A 24,384-nucleotide genomic window follows, 5' to 3' on the forward strand; every position below is an offset into this window, starting at 1 on the left:
CCGTTCTCTAACTTCCCATCTATACATACCTATCTATACATATATAGGAAATGAAGCATGGATTCCAGGGGGAGTTTGGTTTTACTTAACTGGTGTACTCCAATCCGCTTTAAATTCTTGCATAGGCCCTTTGTTATCTTTTCTTCTGGTCTCCGTATAAGTCCCATTCGTATACGACGCCAAGACCTTCCTCCAAAATTTCTGTGCAGGCAGATTCCAATCGAATTGGCTTACCCGCCAATATCCTTCAAACCGATCAAATGCCATGCTTGCGGCTTGCTTACCAATATGTTGGTTCCTATATTTCCTGAGCACAAAAAAATGATTCAAATAGTGAATGTCCTCTTCGACAATATATTTAATGACGACAAAGCCCGCTATTCGCCCATTTGCCCGTATGAAGAACGGGCTGTAATTCGGATCGTCAAACCAATCGATGATGGCGGGATTCGTTATAAAACGTCCGCACTCATTGATATCGGATCCACTTAATTCGGAGAGATCATATGCTCCAAGTTCAAATAGATGCTGCAGAGCGATCCGCCCGTCTCCCTTAACTTTCTCCAGCTCAACAACCACCTGACCACTTCCTGACGGTTTAATAGGTTTGCGACGAAATGGGTCTCAGAAACTTGCATACAAGAAATCCGCTGAATAGCCGTTCAGACCAGCGGATTGACTTGAATTAGGACTCGACACTTTCCGCTTCCAAGCTGTTGCTGCACCGTCTCGGCCTCCGCAGGAAAGGATTGCGGGAAAGGTCCGGAGAAGCTCAATCCAGCAAAATAACGGGCATCTCTTGTTACGAGCTCGCAATCCAACATGATACAGCTCACTCCCGAGTGTTTGGATTTGCTTTCCGCACGACTAAGGTACAAGGACTTATTTCAAAAATATGGTATCACAAGTGTTTTTTTGTAGCTATAGATTTTGGAGTCGGTCCACGGTTTTATTAGCTATATTACCTTTGCATCTGCTAACTCGCGCACGATGGGCACTTATTGCATTCATAGGCTTCCAAAGAACGATTAGGAATTCGCAGCCTTCGTTCAACCGTTTAGTAGTCGGGAAAGATGTACTCACTATTGAAGATATTATAGAAGAGAACCAGAGGAACGCCGGATATGGCGAGAAGATGCTTCTCTTGAAGAAGGAGTCCGAATATGTTGGCTTCGTTACATATCTCCTTCAAAATCCACATGATAACTGCAGTTGGATCGGACTGTTCATCATCCGTCATGATCATGAAAGAAAAGGGATCGGGACGATTGCCTTAGCGTTGCTGGAAGGACGACTAAAGGAACACAAAATAGATAGAGTCCGATTATGTGTTCAACATGGAAACATAAAAGGGGCATCATTTTGGAATCAACATGGCTTCCATGTCATAAACAGCGGATTTGACAATCGCAACAACCGAATCGATATTTATGAGAAAGCATTTCGCTAGCAATCATTACATACAAAATGAAGGAATGAAATGCATAGAACCATTTGCAGCCGAAGCGCTGTCAATAAGGCAAATCGAAGGCACCCCGCCGGGGCGCCTTCGAAGAGACTTTATCGCTGCTGCACTTATAACGCGGAAGACTGCCGGCTTAGAAATCGCCGAACAGCAGCATCCGTGCTTAGTCCGATCGCAAGGCTATAAGCGGAACGGGCATCATCTATGCGGTTCATCCGCTTATACAAGTGACCGGCAAGCGCCCAATAGGGCTGATAGTTCGCCACGTCTTCGGATGGAATGGCTTCCAGTAACGCGAGGCCTCGTTCCGCCCCGTAGGCCTCTGCAATCGCGGCGGCCCGGCCGACCGATACTCCCAATCCAGGGGAAATTCGAACAAGCCCCTCATAGAGAAGAGCAATCTCTTCCCACTCGATGCGCCCGGTCCATAGACGTTGAGCATGTATCGATTGAATCGCGGCGATGAGCTGGAAACGGCCGATTCGCCCCGCTTGCGAAGCTGCATGCAGATAACGCTCCGCTTCCATGATCAAGCTTTGCTCCCATCGTGCACAATTCTGCTCGGAGAGGGGAATATAGTCCCCTTCCTCATCATATCGGGCCGCACGGCGCGCTTCGCAGTAAAGCATGGCTGCCAACAGACCGTAAACCTCCGGTTCCCGGGGGGCGAATTGGAGAAGCAGCTTGCCCAGATAGATCGCTTCCTCCGCCAATCCTCTTCTGGGCGAATCGGCCATGCCTGCCTCGTCCCATCCGCTGCCATAGGCGGCATAAACGGCCTCCAGAACGGAATCGAGACGCTCCGGGATTTCTTCCGCATCAGGTAGCTCAAAGGTAAGGCGTTCAGCGCGGATTTTCGCTTTTACCCTCGTAAGACGCTGGCCCATGGTGGAAGGTTTTACGATGAACGCGGACGCGATTCGCGCCGCATCGATTCCAAGCACCGTCTGCAGCATAAGCGGCGTACGCATAGCAGGCTCAATGGCCGGATGAGCGCACAGAAACATCATCCTCAGCCGTTCGTCAGGGAAAGCATCGTTCGAAGCAGTCCGGCGCTGTGCCTCCTCGGATATGGCAAGGAGCGTCGGCAGCGCATGCTCGGAAATCCGAGTGCGGCGGGCTTGGTCGATAAGCCGCCTGCGAGCGGCCGTAGCCAGCCAGGCTTCTGGCTTATCCGGTATGCCGGCCTTGGGCCAAGACTCCAGCGCCGCGAGAAAAGCATCCCCGATGGCATCCTCGACAGCCTGCAAATCCCGCCAATTTACAGCCAGATAGGAGAGCAAGCGGCCGTATGCGGCGCGAGCCGTCTCTTCAATGACCTGATGAATGGCCATCGTTTACTTCAACGCAGGAATATTCTGTCTGACCTCAACCACCTCGACGGGACCGCGAGCAGCCCAGTCCAATGCGGTGTCCAGGTCAGGAACATCAATGACGAATATCCCGCCGAGCTGCTCCTTCGTCTCCGGGAACGGTCCGTCCTGAACGACCATCTCACCGCCGCGGCGCTTCACCGTGGCAGCTGTTTCGGGCGCGTAGAGACCCGAACCGAATACCACGATTCCAGCTTGCCGGAGCGCATGCACATAGTGCGTCCAGCCGGCCAAGTATTCTTGCTGCCGGGCCGGATCCGTTCTTGCCGCAAAATCCTCCTGGTTTTCGTAAAACATCAAGGTGTAATTCATTCGAAAACGCCTCCTTAAATCCTATTATAATTTGGTCTCGGTATAATGTCGTTCCCGTTATCCCGATTTCTACATTCCATGAAAATATCTTATTAATAATCTCTTACCGCTACCGGGGAGGGCTTGTTGCGCCCTTTAATTGTTCGACATCGCTCATTGTCGCTGCAAATGGTCGACTGCGGCATTCGCGTCAACGCCGTAGCGCCAGGACCGATCTGGACGCCGCTCATCGTGTCCAGCTATTCGGCCTAGTATGTGAAAACCTTCGGGCTGGAAACGCCGATGAAACGGGGAGGGGGGCAGCCGTTCGAGCCGGCGCCGGCCTACGTCTACCTCGCTTCCGACGACTCGTCCTTCGTAACCGGCCAAGTGCTCCACGTCAACGGCGTCATGATGACGGTAAACTACGCAATAAGCGGGAAGGCGCTTGGGCCATCCCGCTTTCGTCATGCGCGTCCCGACTTGACCGCCGGTTAGTCTGTTACTCGTTCAAATACGTCTCGATTCGGCTCGCCGCGGATTTCGCGACCGCTTCCGCCGGCTTGCCGCCGGAGAAATAGGAGGCGGCTTCTTCCCGGATCATGGCGATGACCTTCGTATCCTTCTTCTCGTACTTGCCGACGGTTGGAAGCAGCTTCAGCACGCTGTCGATCTCTTCGGGCGTGACCGTCAACGATTGGGCGCTTCCGTTCTTGTCCTTGATCATCATTTTCATTTTGCCGCTCTTCTGCATCTCGGCGAATTGCTCCAATTTCGTCTTTACCGCGGCCTGATGCACGGGGAAGCTTCGCATGGATGGCGAAGCCTGGATTTCCTCGGAGAGCAGGAACTTCTCGAATTCCCATGCGGCCGGTTTGACTTTGGAGCGCGCATTGAGCGCAAAAGCAAGATCGGAAGAGAACGGAAGCCCCTCGTCCTCCCCGGTGCCGGGCGGATTGAGCACGACGCCTTCGCCGTTCCCCAGCGCGGACGGAAGCGTTGCCAGCTGCATCGGTTCAGAGATGTTCATCTTAGAGAAGACCTGCTGCATGCGGCCGAGATCCTCCGCCGACATCGCCCCGCTGTCGTACAGCTTCTTCACTTGTTCCAAATAGCCGCGGAAGGCGTCCATATCGAACGACGAGGAATTGCCGTTCTTCGTAACAAGCTTGCTGTAGACGGTTTCCGCCCAATAGCCCAGCAGGTCTTCCGGCTTTAACCCGCTCAGAACGTGCGCATTCCCGCCTTTCGCGGCGGCTTGTTTCGATATTTTGTCGCAGAGGGCGATGAACTGCTTCCAGTTCCATGTCTTATCGTTCACGCCCCCCGCCGAATCAAGAGCGGATTGGTTCCCGATCAACACGTCGAGCGAAAACCCGACCGGAATCGCATACCAGCCCGCACTCCCCGTCATGCCCTTCAGCACCCGCTCGTAATAATCCGCGCTGTTGAAGCTCTTGTCCTTGCCAACCAGCTCGCTCCAGTCCGCAAACATCCCTTTATCCAAGTAGCGGTCGACCGGAAGATAGCCGGTTGCGATCAGATCCGAGCCTTTGCCGGACATGAGCGCGGCGCCGACAGTGTTCACGTACTTCTCGATGTCTCCGGCGGCAGGGCCGTTGTCGCCGCTCGGACCCGATTGGATGCGCATCTGATTGCCGCTCGTATCCGTCGGCACCGTCTCTTGGATTTGAATGTCGATATTCGGATGAGCCTGCTCGAACTTGGACACCGACTCTTCCAGGAAGCGGTCCTCGGTGAACACGGATACCGTGACCGTTTGCTTGGCGTCTGCATCCGATATCGCCGTATTCGCGGTATTCGCCGCATGGGACGCAGCATTCGAATCGTTGCCTCCCGAGCCGCAAGCGCTCAGCAAGGTACCGATCAGCAGCGCCGAAGACGCCGCCGACAGCCATTTCTTGTTAACCATTCCAATCAAGCCTCCCGTAGTGTGCTTATTCCAGACGTACCCGATCGCCGTCGCTGAGCGGCTCGCTCGTATCCGTCACGATTCGCTCGGCGGGCATGAGCCCGCTCTTGATAACGACGGTATCCTCGTTCTCGCCGCCGGTCTCGACATACGTTTTCTTCGCAAAATAGGACGACCCGAGCAGCCCTTCCTTGACCGTCACCGTAAACACGTACGATCCGCCGTCGTCGGTTCTTAACGCGGAAGCCGGCAGCTTTAAGCCGGGCTTGCCGCTCTCCTGCCGGATGAATACCGTCGCCTTCAAACCGGGCGATAGGCCGGTTCCGGCAACGTCGATCGTAATCGTCTTGCCGCCCGTATCCCCTCCGTTCCCGGAGGCGCCTCCCTGCTCCGACGCATTTGTAATGCTGGCGATCTTGCCCGTAAGCTGGCGGAAATCCTGTTCGTCGACCACCACTTCGGCTTCCCGGCCGATTTGCAGGGCGGACGCGGCATCGCCGGAAGCGGCGATCTGCAGCTCGTATCCCGAAGCGTCGCTGGCCACGATGCACACCTGCTGGCCTTGGGATGCCGTGATGCCCTCTTCGGCAGACAGCGACGTTACGACGCCGTCGAACGGCGCGCGCAGAATTCGTCCGTCGCGGATTTGTTTCTCGAGGTCGTCGATTTTCCGGGCGGCGATCGCCATATCCAGCTTTTGCGTTTCGATGTCCTGCTTCTGTCTCTCTATCGAGGCGGCATCGGATCCGTCCCGGAGCAGCGGCTTCAGCGCGGCAACGAGCTGCGACAGCCTGATCTTCTGCTGCTCGTAGCGCGTTCTGTCGTCCTCCAGCGCGCGCTCCGTCTCGGCCGGATCGAACGTAAGGAGGGGATCGCCTTGCTTCACGCGGTCTCCCTTCTTCGCATAGACTCCGGTCACTTTCCAATTGCCGAGCGGCGTCAGCGGCGCCGAATACGCCGGCTGCAAATACGCATCCTCATTGACGCTGAGATCCAGGCTGCCCATCGTCGGCTCTTTCACCGCCACTTTCGGCAGCGCCAGCGATTGAATCGTCGCCGACAAATACGTGAGCAGCAGCAGGCCCAGGACAAAGAGAGCGATTGCCCAGCGAAGCGTTCGTTTGCGCCGATCCATCTCGTTCCTCCCTCCTCTCCCTATCCAATTTCGTCTCTATCGGATGTCATCGCCCGTTGAATGCTAAATTTTTCACGTCCGAACGTACGCTAGCCTTTGACCCCGGATCGCTGAATGCCGGCGACCAGTTGATCTTCGCCGTATAGAAACAGCAGTACCATCGGCGTCATGTACAGTGCCGACGACGCAAACGCCACGCCGCGCCGGCCTTCGGCGATCCGGGCCAAATACACGGACAGCGGCTGCCGGAACGGCTCGGTCAAGAAGAGCAGCGGCTGCTCGACCATATTCCAGTTGTCGGCGAACACGAGCAGCATGAGTGCCGTCATGCCCGGCTTTACGATCGGCAGCACGATATGGACGAACGCGCGGAAATGCCCTGTGCCATCGATGCGCGCCGCTTCCAGATAAGCATTCGGGATGCCGCCGACGAATTGACGCATCAGGAACACGCCGAACGCCGCGAACACGCCGGGCCAGATAATCGCGCCGTACGCGTTCAACAACCCGAGCCGGTCCGCCACGAGATAATTGGGCACCAGCGTCACCTGAAACGGCATAAGCATCGTAAGCAAATACAAGAAGAACAGCTTGTCTCTCCCCGGAAAAGCCAGCTTGGCGAACGCGTAGCCCGCCAGCGTTCCGACGACCGTCTGGCCGAGTACGATCGGCGCCGTCAGCTTGACGGAATTCCAGAAGAGCAGCAGGTATTTCGGGCTGTAGATCAGCACGTCGGCGAGTGGCTTCAGCGTTGCCCGCTCCGGCACCCAGCGGATCGACACATATGCCGTCGGCATGGCCGCAGCCTCTTCCGCTCCCGAGTCCGAATCGTCCAGGGCTCCGTAATGATGCGTAATCTCCCGCTCCGACATGAAGGCGTTCGACAAGGTCAGCACGATCGGAAACAGCACCAGAGCGCCAAATAGTAGCAGGAGCAACAGCTTCACGGAAACCTCGGCGTTAGGGGCCGTATTCATCCCTGCACCTCCCCGATTCGCCGCTCCGCCCGGAACAGCCCGTACACGGCAGTACCGATGACGAACGCAAGCAGCGCCGCGGCGGACGTGAGCTTCGGATAATCCAGGCTCTGGAATTGATTGTTCATGAAATGCTGCAGCGTATAGATCGCATCGTTCGGGTAAGCGCCGGCGACCAGATACGTCTCCCGGAACACTTTGAACGAACCGACGACCGACATGACGACGACGAAGAACGAGACGGGCACCAGGCCCGGCCAGACGATCGACCGGAACTGCCGCCAGCGGCCGGCGCCGTCGATCGACGCCGCTTCCCGCAGCTCCGCCGGGATGTTGGCAAGCCCGGCAAGGAAGAGGACGAGGTTATAGCCGGCGTTCTTCCACACATAGGCGACAAGCATGACGGCAAACGACCAGCGGCTGTTCATCCAGTCGACGGGCTGCAGTCCCCACCTGGCGAACCATCCGTTGATAGCGCCGTCCCAGTGAAACAAGGCTTGCCAGACGAGCGCGATCGACGCGACCGGCACGACGAGCGGCAGCAGGAACAGCGTCCGAAACGTCCTGCGCCATGGCACCGCCCCATTCAATGCCAGGGCGAGTCCGAGCGATACTGCGAACAAGACCGGAACGCTGACGCCCGCGAACGCGAGCGAGTTGCCGAACGCCTTGCGGAACGAGGCGCTCGCCCATAACCGACGGTAATTATCCAATCCGACGAAATGGCCTTGCACCGGGGTATCGACTAGCGAGAAGTACGCCACCGCCCCGAACGGAATCACGTAGAACAGCATGAAGCCTGCGAAGCTCGGACCCAGGAAAGCCAGCACGGCGATGGCCTCCCGTATGATTGAGCGAAGCCTGGGCAAAGAAAAACCTCCCTTCGGTTAGCGAACGCCACTCATCATAGCCCGCCAATGTGACAACCGTGTGACGGCCCACGGCGTGACAAAACGCCGATTTCCCCGCTACAATGACTCTATTGAACATGGATGTTTTGGAAGGAAGATGAAGGTGGACAAGAGGGTACTGATCGTCGAAGACGAGATCAAGCTGCGCGAGCTAATCGCCGATTATTTGGAAGCCGAGGGACTGACATGGCTGGAAGCCGAGAACGGAGACGAGGCGGTAGCGCTATTTCGCGAAAGCAAGCCGGATCTCGTCATTCTCGATATCATGATGCCGGGTCTGGACGGCTATGACGTATGCGAGGAAATCCGCAAGCAGTCGGATGTGCCGGTGCTGTTCCTGACGGCCAAGGGCGAGGAAGAGGACAAGCTGCTCGGCTACGACCTCGGCGCCGACGACTACATGACAAAGCCGTTCAGCCCTAAGGTGCTCGCGGCGAAAGTGAAGGCGCTGCTGCGCCGGGCGGAAGTGCCGCGCATCGAGCGATCGGACGCGGCAGGCCGGCAGCTCGACATGAGCGGCATGCGCATCGATATCGCTGGGAGAGAGGTCGCGCTGGACGGTGCGCCGCTCGCGATTTCGCCTAAGGAATTCGACCTGCTCCTCTTCTTCGCCAGCCATCGGAATATCGTGCTCAGCCGCGATCGGATACTGGAGCATGTCTGGGGCTTCGATTATGACGGCGATGCGCGCACGGTCGACACCCACGTCAAGCGGCTGCGGCAGAAGCTGGGTACCCGCGCGGAATGGATCGCGACGCTCCGCGGCAACGGTTACCGTTTCAAGGTGACGACATGATCCGCGTGCGCACTTCTATCGCGTTCCGGTTGTTCGCGGTCACGTTCGTCGTCATCATGCTGTTCGTCGGCCTTCTTCTGGCGCTGCTGGCGGCCGGCTTCTCCTCCTTCTACGAGCAGCGCCAGAAAAGCGATCTCAAAGCCGAGCTGCGGCAGATGGGCAGGGAGTACGCGATGCTGCCGCAGCGCGGAGGCATCCCGGGGATGCCTCCGTATATTACGCAGTTCGAAAGCGACTATTTTGCCAAAGTCGCGGTAACCACCGTTAAGAACGGCGCCATCGCCACGGTGCTCATGGGCGGCAGCGCACCGCGTAAGCAGGTCGCCTTTCGCGACGGTACGGATGGTAACCGCTTGAACGTCCCCGGCCAATCCGAAATGATTCTCGTACCGAATCCGCCCCTGCAATCGGAGATCGACGGCATCATGTTCGCCGCGCGGCAGTGGGTCAACAACGAGGCCGAGCTCCGCGAGGTCATGGAGGAAGGCAAGACGCTGGCCTATCGGTCGACGCCCGAGGTTCTCTCCTCGCAGGATGCCTCCGTCCATCAATTGATCGCCGTGACTCGCGTATCCGGCAGCGATGCCCGGAATGGAGTCGTGCTGTTCGCCGTCGCTTCGCTGCAGCCGGTCACCCATGCGGCCAGCGTGTTCAAGGTGCTGTCGGTTTATGTGCTTGGAGGCGCGCTGGTGCTAGTGTTGCTGTTATCCTTCGGATACGCGCGGATCGTGACGAAGCCGCTTATCCGGCTGAACGCGCTGGCCGGCCGGCTGGCCAATCCAGCTAACGCCGAACGCGTGCGCTGGCAGCGCAACGACGAGATCGGGGAGCTGGCGCGCACGCTCGATTTGCTGGCGGACAATTGGCATGGGACGCTGTCGGAGCTGCAGTCGGCGAACGAGAAGCTGCGCCTCGATATCGAACGGGAGAAGAGACTCGAACGGATGCGGCGGAACTTCATCGCCGGGGTATCCCACGAGCTGAAGACGCCTTTGAGCCTGATCGGGGGCTATGCGGAGGGATTGAAGGACAATATCGGAAGCGGCGCCAAGCGCGAGAAGTACGCCGAGGTCATTCTGGAGGAAACGCGCCGGATGGCGGCCATCGTGGCCGATATGCTGGATCTGTCCCATTTGGAGTCGGGACAATATTCGCTGAAGCTGGAATCGTTCCGGTTACCGGAGCTATTAAGCGATGCTGCGGATCGGGCGGCAGTGCTCGGTGCCGACAAGTCCCTCGTCGTGGAAGCGAATCTGTCCCCCGGCTCGGAAGAACGAGCGATGGCTGTCGCCGACCGCTTCCGCGTCGACCAAGTCTTGACGAATCTGGTAACGAACGCGGTACGGCATGCTCCGGAAGGCGGCAGAATCGAAGTGACTGCGGCGGCGGACGGCGACGACTGGCATATTGCCGTCTACAACGAAGGAGAGCCGATTCCGGAGGAGGAGCTGCGCCGCATTTGGGGGCAATTTTATCGGGTCGACAAGGCACGAAGCCGCGAAAGCGGCGGAACGGGTATCGGCCTTGCGATCGTGCGCCAACTCCTCGAGCTGCACGGCAGCCGCTACGGCGTGCGCAACGAGCGAAAAGGCGTGTCCTTCGGGTTTACGCTTCGCCGAGAGCAGCGTTAGGCCGGTTGCGGCGGGCGGGTACGTGCGCGGATGCTTGCGAGAGCAGCTGTCGGGGGGACAGGCGGTGCATAGGGAGCGTGCGACCCCGGCAGACCGTGCCGCCGAAGCGATTCGCCCACCTAGTTCGCCTTCTTAGCATTTCTTCGGCTGCATGATCAATCGGCTCTGCTCGCGGACAAGAGATCCCTAATTGTTATAGAAAAGGCGTATTTTCAGAGCTGCGCGGACAGGAGATCCTTTATTCCATCGTATAGCCGTCAAAAACGAGACTTTGGAGGTACATCACGGATCGTGTGTCCATAAGGAGTTCATAAAACCGCTAATCTTCAAAAATAGCGGATCCTGTGTCCGAAAAAACGAAACGGTCAACTCCGCGCAACGCCCCTTATCCCCCCCCAATTTGGCTCGTTTGCATAATTTTCGATCGATGATCATTGACGCCGTCCGTCGCTGCTCTTCGTCTCTCGGATATGACCGGTCAGCATTTATCTTACGGCTAGTTGTCGAATACAGCGTTCAAGGTCGGAGATACCAAGCCATAACCGGATCGGTTTAGCTTGGCGAGCGGCCCTGTATTTATGTCGGATCGCAACGCGCCTCCTCCTCCTCAACTGCCGCCCCGCCGGCACGATGCGGCGAGATGCCTTTTTCAGCGAATAATGGTAAAATGCTAGTTTAGAACAAGAAAATTCCGAGACATGGAGGTGCGCTATACAATGGCGACGACATTTGCCTTTATCGGTTCCTACGCGGACGCGCAAGGACCCGGCGTATATGCCTGCGCATATGACGAGCAGACGGGGGCTTTGAAGCTGATCGGCCAGACGGACGGCCTGCAAAATCCGACATTCCTCGTACCCGACGCGGAGCGTAGAACGATCTACACCGTCCTCGAGGGCAAGGACGCCGAAGGCCGAAAATGCGGCGCGGCCGCCGCGTACCGCTTCGATCCGGCGAGCGGCAGCCTGCAGCGGCTGAACGAAGCGATCACGCTTCCCGCGACGACCTGCCATATTACACTCGACAACACGCGCCACTTCGCGATGACGGCGAGCTATCACGGCGGCATGATCAGCCTCTCGCCGATTCTTGACGACGGCGGCATCGGACCGACAGCCGACATGCACCGGCACGAAGGCTCCAGCGTCCATCCGGCCCAGACACAGGCGCGCGCGCACTCGGTGATCGTCGACAACGCGAACCGGTTCGCCGTCGTGTCCGATCTCGGGCTCGACAAGCTGTTCGTGTACGAGCTGGATTTGGCGAACGCGCGCATGACGCCGCGCAGCGAGACGAGCATCGCGCCGGGCTCCGGCCCGCGCCACTTCGTCTTCCATCCGGCGCTGCCGTTCGGATACGGTATCAATGAATTGAACAGCACGATGACGGTCTATGCCTACGATGCGAACGAAGGCAGCCTCGAGGCCGTGCAGACGGTTTCCACGCTGCCGGCATCCTTCGAGGGGGACAACGCCTGCGCGGACATCCACCTGTCGCCGGACGGCAAGTTCTTGTACGGCTCGAACCGCGGGCATGACAGCCTCGCGGTCTACGGCGTCGACCAAGCAAGCGGGCGTATCGAGCCGGTCGAGCATGTCTCCACGCTCGGCGGCCACCCGCGCAATTTCGCGCTGTCGCCGGACGGACGCTTCGTGCTCTGCGCCAATCGCGACGGCAACAACATCGTAACGTTCCGCCGCGACGCCGCAACGGGCAAGCTGCAGCCGACAGGCAGCGAGCTTCGCGTGTCCAAGCCGGTGTGCATCCGCTTCGCCGCGATCGCCGACTAATCCGTCCGGCATGACCTTGGAACGGCCAGAACCCGTAGACCGGTCAGATAAGAAAAGGCCGCCTTTTGCGTCTCAATCGACGTGAAGGCGGCCTTTCTTCTTGCCGGACGTTACACGCGCAAGTCGATCGTGCTCCCCAAGTGGGGCTGCACGCTTTGCGCCATCATCTGCGTCAACTGCTGCGATTGCTGCGTCATCTGGTCCGTAGCCATCTTCAGTACGCCAATGCCGACATCGTTCATCAGCTTGCCTTGGGACATGGAGACGGAAACTGCCGGAATGTCCATGATCGAATCCTCCTTGCCGGAATGATTAGGTTACGAGAGTTCTATCGGATGATTGGCCGTCAATCGTTAGCGGCAGCGTCGGTATGCGGCGTGCGGCGTGCGGTATGCGGCGTGCGGTACGCGGAATGAGGCACGCGGAATGAGGCATGCGGAATGAGGCTCGCATCTGGCTATCCGCCCAAGGCGACCGCCCGGTTCCCGCGGTCAGCCGAGCAAACCGAGCCATTGCCAGTACGGGATCGACGCGATGACGGCCAGCACGACGGCTGCCGCATAGGCGAGCGCGATCTGCTGCCCTTGGCGATGGCTGAACGCCCGTTCGTCGGAGCTGAAATAGGCGGTCAGGTAGGTCGGCGACTGATAACTGAAGAAGAACGGATCCGTCGACAGCAGCACGACGAATACCAGAATCCACGGATGAATGCCCGCTTTGGCCGCGAGCGGCAGCAGCGCCGTCACGAGCAGGATGACCGCCGCGTCGTCGCGAACGACCAGCGTCACGGCGAAGCAGAGCGCGATGACCGCCGTCAGGAACAGCGCCGGCGAGCCGAGGAAGAGGGACATATGCCCGCCCAGGTAGCCGGTCATCGCATCCACGATGCCCAGCTCGCCGGCCGCATTCGCGAAGCTGAACGCGACGCCGAGGAACAGCAGAAACGTCCAATCGATGCCCCCGAGCAGCGATTGCCTGTCGAGCACCCCGGTTATGACGAGCACCGCGAAGCCGAGCAGCATGACCCATGTGCTGTCGATGCCGTGCAGCGGCTGCAGCATCATCATGACGATGCAGCCGACGACGACGCCGGCGGAGATCCGCTCTTCGCGGGACAACGGCCCGAGCAGCCGAAGCTGTTCATCAAGCACGCTTGCGGACACCTGCTTGACCGATTCGGAGCTCCCTTGGAACAGCCAGGACAAGACGAGCAGCATGACGGCCGCGAAGACGACGAAAGCCGGCAGCGCGTACAGCGCCCATTCCAGCCACGTGACGGGTTCTGCCGTATTCGCCAGGCTGAATGCCATCACGTTCGTATACGAACCCGTCAAGACGAACGGCGCCGTGAAGCCGTAGAACACCATCGCCGCCAACCCTAGCCCCGCCGCCCCTTTGCTGCGGTCCTTGAAGCCCATCGACTCGGACAGCGTCCGCGCGATCGGAACGCCGAGCGACACTTTGGCGGATGACGACGGAATGAGCGGATTGAGCGCGATTCCGCCCGCCACGAGCCCCCACAGCTGGCCTCGGAAATGCGCCGGGAACCGTTTCAAGGCATGCAGGGAGAGGCGGTACAGGATGCCCGACTTCGCGATGACCACGCTGAGCGACATTATGAAGATCATATACAGCCAAGTCGGCGACGCGAACCCCGATAGCGCCGTTTCCGGTTCCACGACGCCCCCGAGCACCCAGAGCATCGCCATGCCCAGCGCCACGATATAGTCGGGCACGATATTGACGATCCAAAGCAAGACCGCCGCCACCGCGATGCCGATGAACAGCATGCCCTTATCCGTCAAACCGGCAAACGGCGGAAGCAGCGCGAACAGGACGATCATGCCGGCCGCGGCGGCAAGGGCAAGCCATTCTGCCCATTGGCTCGGCTTGAACATGCGGCTCGCCCGCTCCGCGAACAGGACGCTCTTGTGCGAAGAGAGCTGCCGCTGCGCGAGTTGGAAATCCCGTTCCTCGTCGTGCCGGGCCGGCGCGCGGCCATAAGCGGCGTTCGCGCTCGATTCCGCCAGCTGCAGATACTCCAGAGCCCGATGATGCAGGCGTAGGCTGCGGCTGCACGCCGCTCCCCATTCATAGAGCGCGATCAGCTCGTCCGGACGCGATGACCAAGTCCCTTCGCGCAGCGCCGCTTCAACAAGCCGCAAGCCTTGTTCGGGCCCGTGCGCCAAGCTTAGCCGGACATAGCGCTCCATCGCGGGAAACGAGCCGAGCAGCGCATGCTCCGGGCATTGTCCGAGCAGAACGAACCATTCGCCCGCCTGCCATTCAGACTGCGTCTCGCTGCGGGCAAACGCATGCAGGACGCTCTCCCACTTCCCCTCATCGCGGTAGAGCGCGCCAAGCTCAAGCCACTGTTCATGCTGCGCATAGAACGCTTCCGCCTCGTCGATCCACTGCCGCCTCGTCTTGTAATCGTAAGCCGCGCCCGCCAATTCGGCAACCGCCGCCCGAACGTCCGGCTTCAAGCAACAGCGATCCGGCTCGCCGGGCTCCACGGCCAGAAACTTCCGAAGCGCGGGATGGATCTCGGTTTCCTTGCATAGCGCAAGCCCGAACCGCCGCTCCGCGAACGGAACGGTTGCTGCGCTGAACTGAGACAGCCACAGCAGCAGCTGGACCAGCTTGTCCGGCAGCTGCGCCAGCTCCCGCTGCAGCCATTGGCTCGTCTGCTCCTTGGAATCCCGCAGCCGCTCGTTCGTATCGATCAGCCGACGGGAGATCAACCGGATGAAATACGCCGATATCGCAGGCTGCTCGGTAATGAGCGCGTCGAACGCATCCCTGTCCAGCTTCAGCAGCACGACGGCAGCAGCGGCCACCGCCGTAGCCGACCGCGCTTCGCCGGTCAGCAGCGCCATCTCGCCCAGCGTATCGCCTTCTCCCAGGACGGCCAGCGATTGCTTCGCGCCGTCCGCCTGAACGAACAGCTCCACGCTGCCCTCGTCAATGATGTACATGCTGTCGCCGAACTCCCCTTGCGCGAACAAGACGTCGCCCGGCTGCAGCGTCTGCCGTTCCATTTTGCCGAGCAGCTTGGCCAGCTCCCGGTTGGAGAGCTCTTGAAACATTGCAATTTCCGCGATCTTCATCGTCTACGCATCCTATTCCCTATTCTTCTACCTATTGCTAGTCAAATAGTAGCACAGATGCGATTCCGACAAATAGTGTCCATATAAGCAGATCCGTTATACGGCAGCGCCGGCAAGCAGCAAAAAACCGATTAGCAAGGCCGCATTCCCTCGCCAATCGGTTCGTTGTACGGACTCAACCGCCGATATGCTCTATGGCTATTGCTGCTCCTGCACGACGACAACGATCTTCCCGCGAACATGCCGCTCCGCCAATCGCGTCAGTTCCTGCGGCACTTCCGCCAGCGCGATGCGCTTGCCGATCATCGGATCGATCTCTCCGGCCGCCAGCATCGCCATGAATGCCTCCGCCATCGCCGCCAGGTCGCGTTCCGCCCTCGAATCGCCCGACAAGTACGCGCCCGACAGCATCATCTTGTGCACGGTGAACGTCCTGTGGGACGGCTGGAAATCGGCCACCGTTTCCGGAGCGCCCGCAACGCATGCCAGCTGGCCGCCGAACGCCAGCGCGGACAGATCCGCCTGCGCCGTCTGGCGGTTGATCGTGTTCAGCGTATAATCGGCGCCAAGCCCGTTCGTCAAAGCCATTACGCGTTCGCGCACATCCTCGGTGTTGTAGTCGATGACCGCATCGGCCCCGAGCGACTTCACGTAATCGGCGTTCGCCGCGGATGCCGTCGCGAGAATCGGGGAAGCCCCGAGCGCTCTCGCCAGCTGAACGGCGTACCCGCCGACGCCGCCCGCGCCCGCATGGATCAAGATCGAATGTCCGGGGCGGACGTTCATCTTGCGGATCAGCGCTTGATAAGCCGTCATGCCGGCGCAAGGGAACGCCGCCGCGGCCTCGAAGGACAGACCGTCCGGGATGCGGGCGGCCGCGGTCGCCTGCGCGATGCCGTATTCCGCGAAGGAGCCCGGCTTCGTGAAATTGCCGTGGTAGGCGACGCGGTCGCCTACGGACCATGCCGTAACGCCTTCGCCGACTTGATCGACGATGCCGGCACCGTCCAGGCCCGGAACGAACGGATATGTCCATGCCGGATTCCCGTTCTTCGCCATTTTGTAATCCGCCGGATTCAAGCTTGCCGCCATGATGCGCACTCTGATTTCGCCGATTCCCGGCTCGGGAACCGGCAGCTCCGCCAGCGCGAACGTATGCGGTTCGCCGGGAGCGTGAAGCACGATTGCTTTCATTCCGTCAGCACCTTCCTTAATCGAATTCGTTCCCCCAGGAGCTTCGGCCCGGCCCAGCGCGACTATGCGGACGGATGGCGTACCCGGCCTGCAAGAAAAGGCTGTCGGTCACATGAAGGCGGAATCCTCCACCGCCATTATCCTCGCCATCTCCGTCTCCCGTTAGCCTCCGCGAAGGGTTGGCTTCATCAATAGATGAACATCTCCACCGATTCATTCAATTTCTCCACCAAGGCCGATAATTCCTGCGAAGCCGCGGCCGTTTGTTCGGCAGCCGCCGCCGCTTGCTCGCTGATCGATGCGACCGACTCGATTTCGCCCATCATGCCGTACGCTTTCCCGCTCTGGTCTTCGCTCGACCTCGTAATCTCGCCGACCATCCGGTACGTATCGTTGACCTTCATCCGTATGCCGTCGAACGATTGACGCGTCTGCGCGATCTGGGAAACGCCCTCGACGACGGCCTGAACGCTGCGGGCCGCGTTATCCTGCATCCCTTTGATGATCGTGGCGATCTGCTTCGTCGCCTCGCCGCTGCGCTCGGCAAGCTTGCGCGCCTCGTCGGCGACGACCGCGAAGCCGCGTCCTTGATCGCCGGCCCGCGCCGCTTCGATCGCCGCGTTCAAGGCGAGCAGGTTCGTCTGCTCCGCGATTTCGTTGATCACTTCGATAATGTCGCCGATCTTCTTCGAATCCCGCTCCAACAGCGCCATCTGCGCTTGGCCTGCTCCATCTTGTCGATCGACGTGTTAATGAACGAATTGCCTTCGCCCGCGATATCGACTGCCTCCTGCGATAGCCCCTTCGCATGATTCGCGTTCGACGCCACTTGATCCATCGACGATTCCAGACCCGCGAACAGCCGAGACATCGTTCGCGCGCGATCGGCCTGATCCACGCTTCCCTGGGCGACTTCTTCCGTGCTCGCCGTTATTTGCAGCGCCGCGTTGGCCACGCTGCCCGAAGCGGCTGAAACCTGCCCGATCGTGGCGGACAGCGACTCCAGCATCGCATTCATACTGCCGGCCAAGATGCCGAGCTCGTCCTTCGTCTTGACGTTCAGCCTCGGCCTCAAGTCGCCTTTAGCAAGCTCGCGCACGGTATCGGTTATGTACAGAATCGGCTTCACGAACCGCGGATTATAGGTCCGGTCGGACAGGTCCACCGGTTTGCCGTCATGGAGCTTGACGCTCTCGCCCGTCAGCGTCAAGCTGACCGCGGCGCCGACCATATCGGGATTCTGGCTGCTGAACGTCCGGAGCAGGTCGATATGCTTCTGCGCGTCAAGGCCGTTCAATTGACCGATGCTGGCCAGCGACTCCAGCTTCGCGACCTTGGTCTGAATATCTTGATCCAAGCGGACCGCAACGCTCTCCGTCTGCAGCTTCAATTGTTCGGCAATCTGTTTGCGGGACAAAGAAGCGTTGGGGATAAACAATGCGAAAGACATGGCAACGACGATCAAGATCGAAATAACGAGCGTTGAGGCGATAAGCTTCGTCGCCAACTTCTGGGATGTAAATCGCTGCACTGCTTTGCACCATGCAGTCATACGGATGATTTCGCTCCTTCGACGTGTTGTGCAAATGGATTTGTTGCTTCGTTCCCGAGGATGCCGGCTGCCCTAGCCTTATTCATGCGCTCACCATATGTACGAGTTTGCTAATTCCAGCCGGCTGAGCAGACATGGCTACTACGATATAAAAAAGTTGTTAGAATACTTTGCGCGCAGTCATTTGAAAATTGTTAAGAAACGACACAAGGTTACGCCGGCAGTTCGCGCGAACCGCCGTCGTAACCTTGTGTACCTGCCTCGTTCCGAGATGCCGATCGCGTTCAGGATGCGCGTTCAGCTCCAGCTCGAATGCCTCCTGGAGCGGCCCGACCGTTCCCGCCGCAACTGGGAGGCGTTACCGAGGGCTCACCGCATGGAGCGATGAATTCCTGCCCTCGGAAAGGATTTCCCCGAGGTTTCTCGGGCTAGGCCTCGAAATCCTGCCTTCGGGAAGGATTTCCCGGGGTTTCTCCGCCCTGAGCGCAGAAATTTTGCCTTCGGGACAGTAGACTTGCAAAGAACCTCACACACCTGCTGCAGAATAGAAAAAAGTCGTGGCTAAATTGGAAAGCTTCCATTCAGTCAGCTTTACCCGCCGCAGACCGGCAAAAGTGTCGATAATGTTGCCATTCGAGCAGCTTTATCCGCTGCAGACTGGCAAAAATACAGATAATGTTGCCATTCGAGCAGCTTTATCCGCTGCAGACTGGCAAAAATACAGATAATGTTGCCATTCGGGCAGCTTTATCCGCTGCAGATTAGCAAAAATGCCGATAAAGTTGTCATTCGGACAGCTTTACCTCCCGCAGACCAGTAGCTTTGCAAAGAACCTACCACGGGCAGTGGAAAACTTTACAAATAAAGAGAGTTCCCCTTCGGATCGTTACGCGAAGAAGTTGACGTTTGGGAACACCTCGCTTCTTTTTCTGGAAGCCATTTTACGCGGCCGTCCCTTGCAGGAAATGGCCGATCACTTAGAAAGTTCACCGTGGATGCAACGTTGGTTGGGACTGTCCTCCATCCGCGCCTCCAGTTTGCATCGCAAACTCGAACGACTGCCGACGGAATCGTTGCAGGAGCTTTGTCATCAAGCCGCCAAAAAGCTTGCTACGATGTACTGCGATGCGAGCCTTCGATCGCTTGGACGACTAGCCGCTGTCGATTCTTCCATGGTTACCCTCGGTAGCAAACGTGCCGAATGGGCCTATGTTTCAAAGGATTTTCACGCCAACAAGCTCCACCTGAGCTTAGGATTGGTCAATGAGACAACGTCCTATCCCTTGCGGACGGTGCTGTCGACGGCCGTCGACTCTGACAACGACGACGAAGTGCTAGCTGCGCTGGTGGAGCCTTCGGATGTCACCTGTGTTTTCGATCGCGGCTAAGTGAATTACGGTCGGTACATCGCTTCGAACGAGAACGACATTCGCTTCGTCGCGCATCCGCTTCAACAAATAAGTTTCGCACCATCCGCGAACGTAAGTGCAGCGGGGAGATCAAACGGGATGCGACAGTCGAAGTCGTTGATGCGAAAAGCGGCTGTAAGACCCACTTGCGTTTGGTTGAATACCGTTTTTTGGGTACGCGTAAGAAATGGCCTGCCATTCGCGTCTTGACGAACCGAACAGATTTAACGGCCAAACAAATCGCGCGCATCTATGCCTGGCGCTGGAAAATCGAAATTTTCCGTACGCATTCTGGTCTACTAAAGCATGACAAATCCATTTAAAAAACGGTGTTACCTACATGGTAGCAGGGGATTTGCTTTGTTTTTTGACTGCTTCCGCTGCAAATGCCCTCTCGAACTTAAGGTGCGAAAACGCCGGAATTATATGACTCATTCAAGTGCAAGAGGAGCCATTTCCCTTGTTGCAGCCACACGTGTTAGGTAGTTTGCAAAGCTGCTGCCTTCGGGAAGGATTTCCTGTGGTTTTTCCGCCCTGACGCCGAAATCCTGCCTTCGGGAAGGATTTCCCGAGGATCCCCAGCCCTGAGCGCCGAATTCCTGCCCTCGGGAAGGATGTCCCGAGGACTCGCCACACGCCAACCTTGAATTCCTGCCCTCGCGATGGTTTCCGCGAGGGTCCCAAATCGGTTTGATGCAGAGCGCAAACGAAGCATACAAGATGCAGCATAAGCATAGGCAACAGCACCTTTATGGCGTCCGTTGATCCTTGGCGAGCTGCTGGGCGATGCGCTTGCCCGTCGGCGTTCCGGCCAGTCCGCCTTGCGCCGTCTCGCGGTGCGCGCTCGGCATGGCGCTGCCGACTTCCAGCATCACCTGAATCACTTCGTCCGACGGAATCGCGCTGCGGACGCCGGCCAGCGCCATATCGGCGGCGGCCAAGGCCGTGACCGCCCCGAAGCCGTTGCGGACGATGCACGGAATCTCGACAAGCCCTGCGACCGGATCGCAGATCAGTCCGAGCGTGTTCTTCAATGCCAATCCGACCGCATGGACGGACTGGGCGGGACTTCCGCCCTTCAGCTCGACGAGCGCGCCCGCCGCCATGCCGATCGCGGAGCCGATCTCGGCCTGGCAGCCGCCTTCCGCGCCGGAGATAAAGGCATTGTTCGCGATAACGTACCCGAGCGCCCCGGCGCAGAACAGCCCGTCGACCATCCGGTCGTCGTCCCACCCGTACCGTTCCTGGCTGCTGACGAACACGCCGGGAATGATGCCGCAGGAGCCGGCGGTCGGCGTTGCGACGACGCGGCCCATCGAGGCGTTCACCTCGGACACGGCGATCGCGTACGCCATGGCATCGCCGGCGTGCGGCTGCAGCGATGCTTCATGCTCGCGCGAATACGCATGCAGCCTTTTCGCGTCTCCGCCGGTCAGCCCGCTGCGAGACGGCTTGTCGGAGTAGATCCCCTTCCGGACGGCTTCTTTCATAATGCCGTAATAGTCAAGCATCTTCTTCCGTTCCCGTTCGGCCGTCTGCCCGGATTCCATCGCCTGGTCTTCCAGCATGACGGCAGAAATCGGCCTATTCGCTTTGGCGCAAGCTTGCGCCAATTCGGCTAGCGTGCGGAATCTCAAGCGGGATCGCCACCGTTCACGTCCATATAACTGACCTCCTTCACGTTCGGCAGCCGTTTGACGCGCGCAAGCAGCTTCGCCGGAATGGCCGCATCCGCTTCGATCGCCGTCGCCGCCTCGCCCAGCCTTGCTTTGCGGTCGACATCCATATAGCCGATATTGACCCCCGCTTCGCCTAGCAGCCGCGTAATGCCGGCCAGCATGCCGGGGCGGTCGTCATGGTAGACGATGACCGTCGGGTACCGGCCGGTCATCTTGAGATCGAAGCCGTTCACCTCCACGATCTCGATGTTGCCGCCGCCGATCGAGCAGCCGGTCAGGCTCATGCGCCGGCGTCCTCCGCGCAGCGCAACGCTCAGCGTATTCGGATGAACGGCCGGCACGCCGCTCGTACGAATCAGGACTTTCATGCCGGCGGCTTCGGCGATGGCCGGCGAATCGGGAATGCGCTCGTCGTCGGTCCGGAGCCGGAGCAATCCGGCGATAACGGCGATGTCGCTCCCATGTCCGCGGTATGTTGCCGCCAAGGAGCCGAAGAACGTGATTTCCGCGCGTTCCGGCTGCCTGCCGAACAACTGCGCCGCCGCCCTTCCGAGCGTGAGCACGCCCGCCGTATGCGAGCTCGACGGACCGATCATGCCCGGGCCGATGATGCTGAATACGTCTTTGAACCGCATCCCGGCGATTCACCGCCTTCGCTCCGAATTTGCCGCGGCTTTACTTGGCTGCCGCATTATGTCATAGCGTTGCCGACCTTGCCTTCGTCTATGCCAGCCACGCCGCAAGATGTTCCCGAACGAATGCATCGTCGTTCAGATGCGGGTAGTCCCTGTAAACGCGGTCGATCTCTTCCGCTTGGCCGGGCGAAAGCTGCTCGCTCGGATTCAGGCACCATGTTCCCTGCATCAGCCCTTGACGCCGCAGCACCTCATGGATGCCCGGTATGCAGCCGGCGAAGCCATGCGACGGATCGAAGAACGCCGCGTTCGCGTCCGTCACGTCGATGCCGCGCGTCAGCCACTCCTGCGGAAGCCGCTCTTCCTGCCGCGCTTGTTTGACCGCCTCCAGCAGCTCCACCGCCTTGCGCGTCCATACCGCCCAATGCCCGAGCAAGCCGCCGGCGATCCGCTTCTCGATCGTCCGTCCGTCAGCCTGGAAGCGATAGGCCGTCAGCAAATCGTTCACGATATTATCGTCGTTGCCGGTGTACAGCGCGATGTCGTCCCGTCGGCCGGATGCGCAGACCGCCCTGACGACATCGATCGTCTGATAGCGGTTGAAAGGTGCCATCTTGATCGCGACGACGCCGGGAATATCGGCGAACGCCCGCCAGAACGCATAGCTGAGCACGCGTCCGCCGACGGACGGCTGCAAGTAAAAACCGAACACCGGCAAAATCGCGGCGATTCGCTCCGTCCGGTCCAGCAGCTCCCACTCGGTCAAGCCGTGCAGGCCGCCCATGCTGAGCAGCCCGGCGTCGTAGCCGAGCCCGGCGGCCAGCTTCGCTTCGCGGATCGCCTGCTCCGCCGGCCCGCAAATGCCGGCGACCTGGATGAACGGGCGCCGCAGACGGGCGCGCTCGACTTCTTCGGCGGCGAGGCGAAGCACCCGCTCATAGAGATTAATTCGCGGATCGCGGATTTCGAACTGCGTCGAGTGCACGCCGACGGCGATGCCGCCAGCGCCCGCAGCGAGATAATAGCGGGTCAAGGCCCGCTGATGCCGGATATCGAGCTGCCGGTTCGCGTCAAGCGCCAGCGGATGCGCCGGAATGACGAGCCCTTCATGCAGCGCGCGGCTTTGTTCGGGGGACAAGGACGAGTGGGCACGCATCGGTCAGAATTTCCCCTTTCGCTCTTGGAAATGCGTTGGCTTGTTGAGCGTCGCGCCGCCGGCCTCTACCCATTCCGCCACCCAGTCAATCATTTGCAGCAGCGACACGCGCGGGTAACCGAACAGCTTATGGCATTTGGCTGCGTTGTTCAGCAGGGCGTCCGGGGATTCCTCCCCTGCGAATACCGGCGCGGCCCCGAGCCGCTTGCCGAATTCCTCCGCGGCCCAGCGGATCGATACCGTCTCCGGCCCCGTCACGTTCAGAACGTTGACCGGCGTCTCGCAGGCGAGCAGCGCGCGGATCGCGATCGCATTGGCGTCTCCCTGCCAGATGACGTTGGCATGGCCCATCGCGAGCTGGATCGGCTTGCCGGCCTTGACCGATTTGGCGAGCTCCAGGAGGACGCCGTAGCGCATATCGATAGCGTAATTCAGCCGGTAGATGACCATCGGAATGCCGTACGTCTTGGAGAAATGCTCGAAAATCCGTTCCCGTCCAAGGCAGGACTGCCCGTATTCGCCGACCGGCGCCGGAGCTGCCGCTTCGCTCGCGCCGCCATGGCCGACAGGCGTAAACGGATACACATTGCCCGAAGAGAACACGACGATGCGCGAGCGGCGGAACTTCTCGGCTACCCGGCCCGGCACATACGCGTTCATCGCCCAGGTGAACGATTCATTGCCCGTCGTTCCGAATTTGGTGCCGGCCATGTAGATGATATTCGGCACGTCCGGCAGCGACTGAAGCGCCGCATCATCGAGCAGGTCGCAGGCGATCGTCTCGGCGCCGTCTGCGGACAGCCGCTCCTGAAGGCCCGCTTCGGAGAAGCGCGATACGGCGATGACCTTTTTGCCGACGCCCGCTTGCCGGATCGCGTTCAGCAGCAGCCGCGCCAGACTCGGTCCCATTTTGCCGCCGACGCCGAGCAGCATGATGTCCCCTTCGATGCGCCGGATGTCCCGGACGAGCGCTTCCGAAGGCTCGGCCAGCTTGGCTTCCAATTCTTCAATCGTTCTCATGGATGGTTAGACTCCTTTCGGAATGAAAGATAAGTCATGCAGACTAGAATGAGGGTGAAGTGGTAGTTGAGGAACTCGCGATGAAGGATTCGCGATGAAGGATTCGTGATGAGGGATTCGTGATGAGAACGCGTCCTGTAGGGCTAGATGCGAAGGACATATGAAAGAAACAGAACAGGGTATGTACTTTCATCTTAGTCGCGCATTGGTTAAAAGACAAATCTTTTAATCGTCTTTAAATTATTGAAATAGCCGATATAACGTCTCCTAGGAAACAGCGTCGGATACCGCGAATTTCAATTAAGAGATTGAATATATATTCTTATC

At 59.1% G+C, this 24,384-nt stretch carries 21 protein-coding genes and 1 pseudogene; 6 read left to right on the forward strand and 16 right to left on the reverse strand.

Annotation, left to right across the window (positions count from 1 at the left end):
- Nucleotides 1-81: 81 nt before the first annotated feature.
- Complete coding sequence (locus tag GXP70_RS20955) at nucleotides 82-579, reverse strand: GNAT family N-acetyltransferase (RefSeq protein WP_162358635.1); 498 nt, start codon at nucleotides 577-579, stop codon at nucleotides 82-84.
- A gap of 556 nt (nucleotides 580-1,135) precedes the next feature.
- Between GXP70_RS20955 and GXP70_RS30350 the strand changes: the two genes are divergently transcribed.
- Entirely contained in the window at nucleotides 1,136-1,450 is a 315-nt protein-coding gene (locus tag GXP70_RS30350; RefSeq protein ID WP_225442885.1) for a GNAT family N-acetyltransferase, read from the forward strand.
- A gap of 125 nt (nucleotides 1,451-1,575) precedes the next feature.
- On the opposite strand, the gene GXP70_RS20965 is transcribed toward GXP70_RS30350, so the two are convergent.
- Together GXP70_RS20965 and GXP70_RS20970 are read right to left on the reverse strand one after the other, a co-directional pair.
- The gene (locus GXP70_RS20965; protein WP_263864031.1) at nucleotides 1,576-2,748 is read right to left on the reverse strand and encodes an RNA polymerase sigma factor; all 1,173 of its coding nucleotides are present in this window, start codon (nucleotides 2,746-2,748) and stop codon (nucleotides 1,576-1,578) included.
- A gap of 54 nt (nucleotides 2,749-2,802) precedes the next feature.
- Nucleotides 2,803-3,150 carry a YciI family protein gene (locus tag GXP70_RS20970; RefSeq protein WP_162358638.1) on the reverse strand — a complete coding sequence of 116 codons (348 nt, stop codon included), beginning with the start codon at nucleotides 3,148-3,150 and terminating at the stop codon, nucleotides 2,803-2,805.
- A gap of 150 nt (nucleotides 3,151-3,300) precedes the next feature.
- Between GXP70_RS20970 and GXP70_RS20975 the strand changes: the two are divergent.
- A pseudogene (locus GXP70_RS20975) lies at nucleotides 3,301-3,549 on the forward strand (SDR family oxidoreductase); the annotation flags it as partial.
- A gap of 82 nt (nucleotides 3,550-3,631) precedes the next feature.
- Here GXP70_RS20975 and GXP70_RS20980 read toward each other — a convergent pair.
- From GXP70_RS20980 to GXP70_RS20995, 4 genes are all read right to left on the reverse strand, one after another.
- Nucleotides 3,632-5,062 (reverse strand): ABC transporter substrate-binding protein, encoded by a 1,431-nt coding sequence (locus GXP70_RS20980; protein ID WP_162358639.1) that lies wholly within the window; start codon nucleotides 5,060-5,062, stop codon nucleotides 3,632-3,634.
- Between the two features lie 25 nt (nucleotides 5,063-5,087).
- Nucleotides 5,088-6,197 (reverse strand): efflux RND transporter periplasmic adaptor subunit, encoded by a 1,110-nt coding sequence (locus tag GXP70_RS20985; protein WP_162358640.1) that lies wholly within the window; start codon nucleotides 6,195-6,197, stop codon nucleotides 5,088-5,090.
- Between the two features lie 89 nt (nucleotides 6,198-6,286).
- Nucleotides 6,287-7,174, reverse strand: coding sequence for a carbohydrate ABC transporter permease (locus GXP70_RS20990; RefSeq protein WP_162358641.1), 888 nt, complete (start codon nucleotides 7,172-7,174; stop codon nucleotides 6,287-6,289).
- Nucleotides 7,171-8,004 (reverse strand): carbohydrate ABC transporter permease, encoded by an 834-nt coding sequence (locus GXP70_RS20995; RefSeq protein ID WP_225442498.1) that lies wholly within the window; start codon nucleotides 8,002-8,004, stop codon nucleotides 7,171-7,173. The genes GXP70_RS20990 and GXP70_RS20995 overlap by 4 nt, the downstream gene beginning before the upstream one ends.
- 178 nt (nucleotides 8,005-8,182) lie before the next feature.
- On the opposite strand from GXP70_RS20995, the gene GXP70_RS21000 reads away from it, so the two are divergent.
- The 3 genes from GXP70_RS21000 to GXP70_RS21010 all read left to right on the forward strand — a co-directional run bounded on the left by GXP70_RS21000 (nucleotide 8,183) and on the right by GXP70_RS21010 (nucleotide 12,302).
- Nucleotides 8,183-8,881: a response regulator transcription factor gene (locus tag GXP70_RS21000; RefSeq protein WP_225442499.1), complete on the forward strand. Its 699-nt coding sequence runs from the start codon at nucleotides 8,183-8,185 to the stop codon at nucleotides 8,879-8,881.
- A gap of 5 nt (nucleotides 8,882-8,886) precedes the next feature.
- Nucleotides 8,887-10,512: a sensor histidine kinase gene (locus tag GXP70_RS21005; protein WP_162358643.1), complete on the forward strand. Its 1,626-nt coding sequence runs from the start codon at nucleotides 8,887-8,889 to the stop codon at nucleotides 10,510-10,512.
- A 716-nt stretch (nucleotides 10,513-11,228) separates the two neighbouring features.
- A complete protein-coding gene (locus tag GXP70_RS21010) occupies nucleotides 11,229-12,302 on the forward strand; it encodes a lactonase family protein (protein ID WP_225442500.1) in 1,074 nt (357 codons plus the stop codon).
- 110 nt (nucleotides 12,303-12,412) lie between these two features.
- Here the strand turns inward: GXP70_RS21010 and GXP70_RS21015 are convergent, their stop codons facing one another.
- The 5 genes from GXP70_RS21015 to GXP70_RS21035 form a co-directional block, all read right to left on the reverse strand.
- Nucleotides 12,413-12,589 (reverse strand): YjfB family protein, encoded by a 177-nt coding sequence (locus GXP70_RS21015; protein ID WP_162358645.1) that lies wholly within the window; start codon nucleotides 12,587-12,589, stop codon nucleotides 12,413-12,415.
- A gap of 204 nt (nucleotides 12,590-12,793) precedes the next feature.
- Nucleotides 12,794-15,412 (reverse strand): SLC13 family permease, encoded by a 2,619-nt coding sequence (locus tag GXP70_RS21020; RefSeq protein ID WP_162358646.1) that lies wholly within the window; start codon nucleotides 15,410-15,412, stop codon nucleotides 12,794-12,796.
- A gap of 198 nt (nucleotides 15,413-15,610) precedes the next feature.
- Entirely contained in the window at nucleotides 15,611-16,606 is a 996-nt protein-coding gene (locus tag GXP70_RS21025; RefSeq protein WP_162358647.1) for a zinc-binding dehydrogenase, read from the reverse strand.
- A 188-nt stretch (nucleotides 16,607-16,794) separates the two neighbouring features.
- Nucleotides 16,795-17,319: a methyl-accepting chemotaxis protein gene (locus GXP70_RS21030; RefSeq protein WP_162358648.1), complete on the reverse strand. Its 525-nt coding sequence runs from the start codon at nucleotides 17,317-17,319 to the stop codon at nucleotides 16,795-16,797.
- Nucleotides 17,268-18,158 (reverse strand): methyl-accepting chemotaxis protein, encoded by an 891-nt coding sequence (locus GXP70_RS21035; protein ID WP_162358649.1) that lies wholly within the window; start codon nucleotides 18,156-18,158, stop codon nucleotides 17,268-17,270. The genes GXP70_RS21030 and GXP70_RS21035 overlap by 52 nt, the downstream gene beginning before the upstream one ends.
- A gap of 770 nt (nucleotides 18,159-18,928) precedes the next feature.
- Between GXP70_RS21035 and GXP70_RS21040 the strand changes: the two genes are divergently transcribed.
- Nucleotides 18,929-19,546, forward strand: coding sequence for a hypothetical protein (locus GXP70_RS21040; protein WP_162358650.1), 618 nt, complete (start codon nucleotides 18,929-18,931; stop codon nucleotides 19,544-19,546).
- Nucleotides 19,547-20,316: 770 nt separating this feature from the next.
- Here GXP70_RS21040 and sdaAA read toward each other — a convergent pair.
- The 4 genes from sdaAA to GXP70_RS21065 form a co-directional block, all read right to left on the reverse strand.
- Nucleotides 20,317-21,204 carry an L-serine ammonia-lyase, iron-sulfur-dependent, subunit alpha gene (sdaAA, locus tag GXP70_RS21050; protein ID WP_162358651.1) on the reverse strand — a complete coding sequence of 296 codons (888 nt, stop codon included), beginning with the start codon at nucleotides 21,202-21,204 and terminating at the stop codon, nucleotides 20,317-20,319.
- Nucleotides 21,201-21,881, reverse strand: coding sequence for an L-serine ammonia-lyase, iron-sulfur-dependent subunit beta (gene sdaAB / locus GXP70_RS21055; protein ID WP_162358652.1), 681 nt, complete (start codon nucleotides 21,879-21,881; stop codon nucleotides 21,201-21,203). Before sdaAB ends, sdaAA begins: the two co-directional genes overlap by 4 nt.
- Before the next feature lie 88 nt (nucleotides 21,882-21,969).
- Nucleotides 21,970-23,037 (reverse strand): dihydrodipicolinate synthase family protein, encoded by a 1,068-nt coding sequence (locus GXP70_RS21060; RefSeq protein ID WP_162358653.1) that lies wholly within the window; start codon nucleotides 23,035-23,037, stop codon nucleotides 21,970-21,972.
- A gap of 3 nt (nucleotides 23,038-23,040) precedes the next feature.
- Nucleotides 23,041-24,057, reverse strand: coding sequence for an NAD-dependent epimerase/dehydratase family protein (locus GXP70_RS21065; RefSeq protein ID WP_162358654.1), 1,017 nt, complete (start codon nucleotides 24,055-24,057; stop codon nucleotides 23,041-23,043).
- Between the last annotated feature and the right edge of the window lie 327 nt (nucleotides 24,058-24,384).

It is taken from the genome of Paenibacillus lycopersici, assembly GCF_010119935.1.
Lineage (GTDB): Bacteria > Bacillota > Bacilli > Paenibacillales > Paenibacillaceae > Paenibacillus_Z > Paenibacillus_Z lycopersici.

Bases quoted from the DNA above. Each gene is read 5' to 3' on its own strand.
- GXP70_RS30350 (WP_225442885.1), top strand. From the start codon at position 1,136: ATGCTTCTCTTGAAGAAGGAGTCCGAATATGTTGGCTTCGTTACATAT.
- GXP70_RS20970 (WP_162358638.1), bottom strand. From the start codon at position 3,150: ATGAATTACACCTTGATGTTTTACGAAAACCAGGAGGATTTTGCGGCA.
- GXP70_RS20980 (WP_162358639.1), bottom strand. From the start codon at position 5,062: ATGGTTAACAAGAAATGGCTGTCGGCGGCGTCTTCGGCGCTGCTGATC.
- GXP70_RS20985 (WP_162358640.1), bottom strand. From the start codon at position 6,197: ATGGATCGGCGCAAACGAACGCTTCGCTGGGCAATCGCTCTCTTTGTC.
- GXP70_RS20990 (WP_162358641.1), bottom strand. From the start codon at position 7,174: ATGAATACGGCCCCTAACGCCGAGGTTTCCGTGAAGCTGTTGCTCCTG.
- GXP70_RS21000 (WP_225442499.1), top strand. From the start codon at position 8,183: ATGAAGGTGGACAAGAGGGTACTGATCGTCGAAGACGAGATCAAGCTG.
- GXP70_RS21010 (WP_225442500.1), top strand. From the start codon at position 11,229: ATGGCGACGACATTTGCCTTTATCGGTTCCTACGCGGACGCGCAAGGA.
- GXP70_RS21015 (WP_162358645.1), bottom strand. From the start codon at position 12,589: ATGGACATTCCGGCAGTTTCCGTCTCCATGTCCCAAGGCAAGCTGATG.
- GXP70_RS21020 (WP_162358646.1), bottom strand. From the start codon at position 15,412: ATGAAGATCGCGGAAATTGCAATGTTTCAAGAGCTCTCCAACCGGGAG.
- GXP70_RS21025 (WP_162358647.1), bottom strand. From the start codon at position 16,606: ATGAAAGCAATCGTGCTTCACGCTCCCGGCGAACCGCATACGTTCGCG.
- GXP70_RS21030 (WP_162358648.1), bottom strand. From the start codon at position 17,319: ATGGCGCTGTTGGAGCGGGATTCGAAGAAGATCGGCGACATTATCGAA.
- GXP70_RS21035 (WP_162358649.1), bottom strand. From the start codon at position 18,158: ATGACTGCATGGTGCAAAGCAGTGCAGCGATTTACATCCCAGAAGTTG.
- GXP70_RS21040 (WP_162358650.1), top strand. From the start codon at position 18,929: ATGCCGATAAAGTTGTCATTCGGACAGCTTTACCTCCCGCAGACCAGT.
- sdaAB (WP_162358652.1), bottom strand. From the start codon at position 21,881: ATGCGGTTCAAAGACGTATTCAGCATCATCGGCCCGGGCATGATCGGT.
- GXP70_RS21060 (WP_162358653.1), bottom strand. From the start codon at position 23,037: ATGCGTGCCCACTCGTCCTTGTCCCCCGAACAAAGCCGCGCGCTGCAT.
- GXP70_RS21065 (WP_162358654.1), bottom strand. From the start codon at position 24,057: ATGAGAACGATTGAAGAATTGGAAGCCAAGCTGGCCGAGCCTTCGGAA.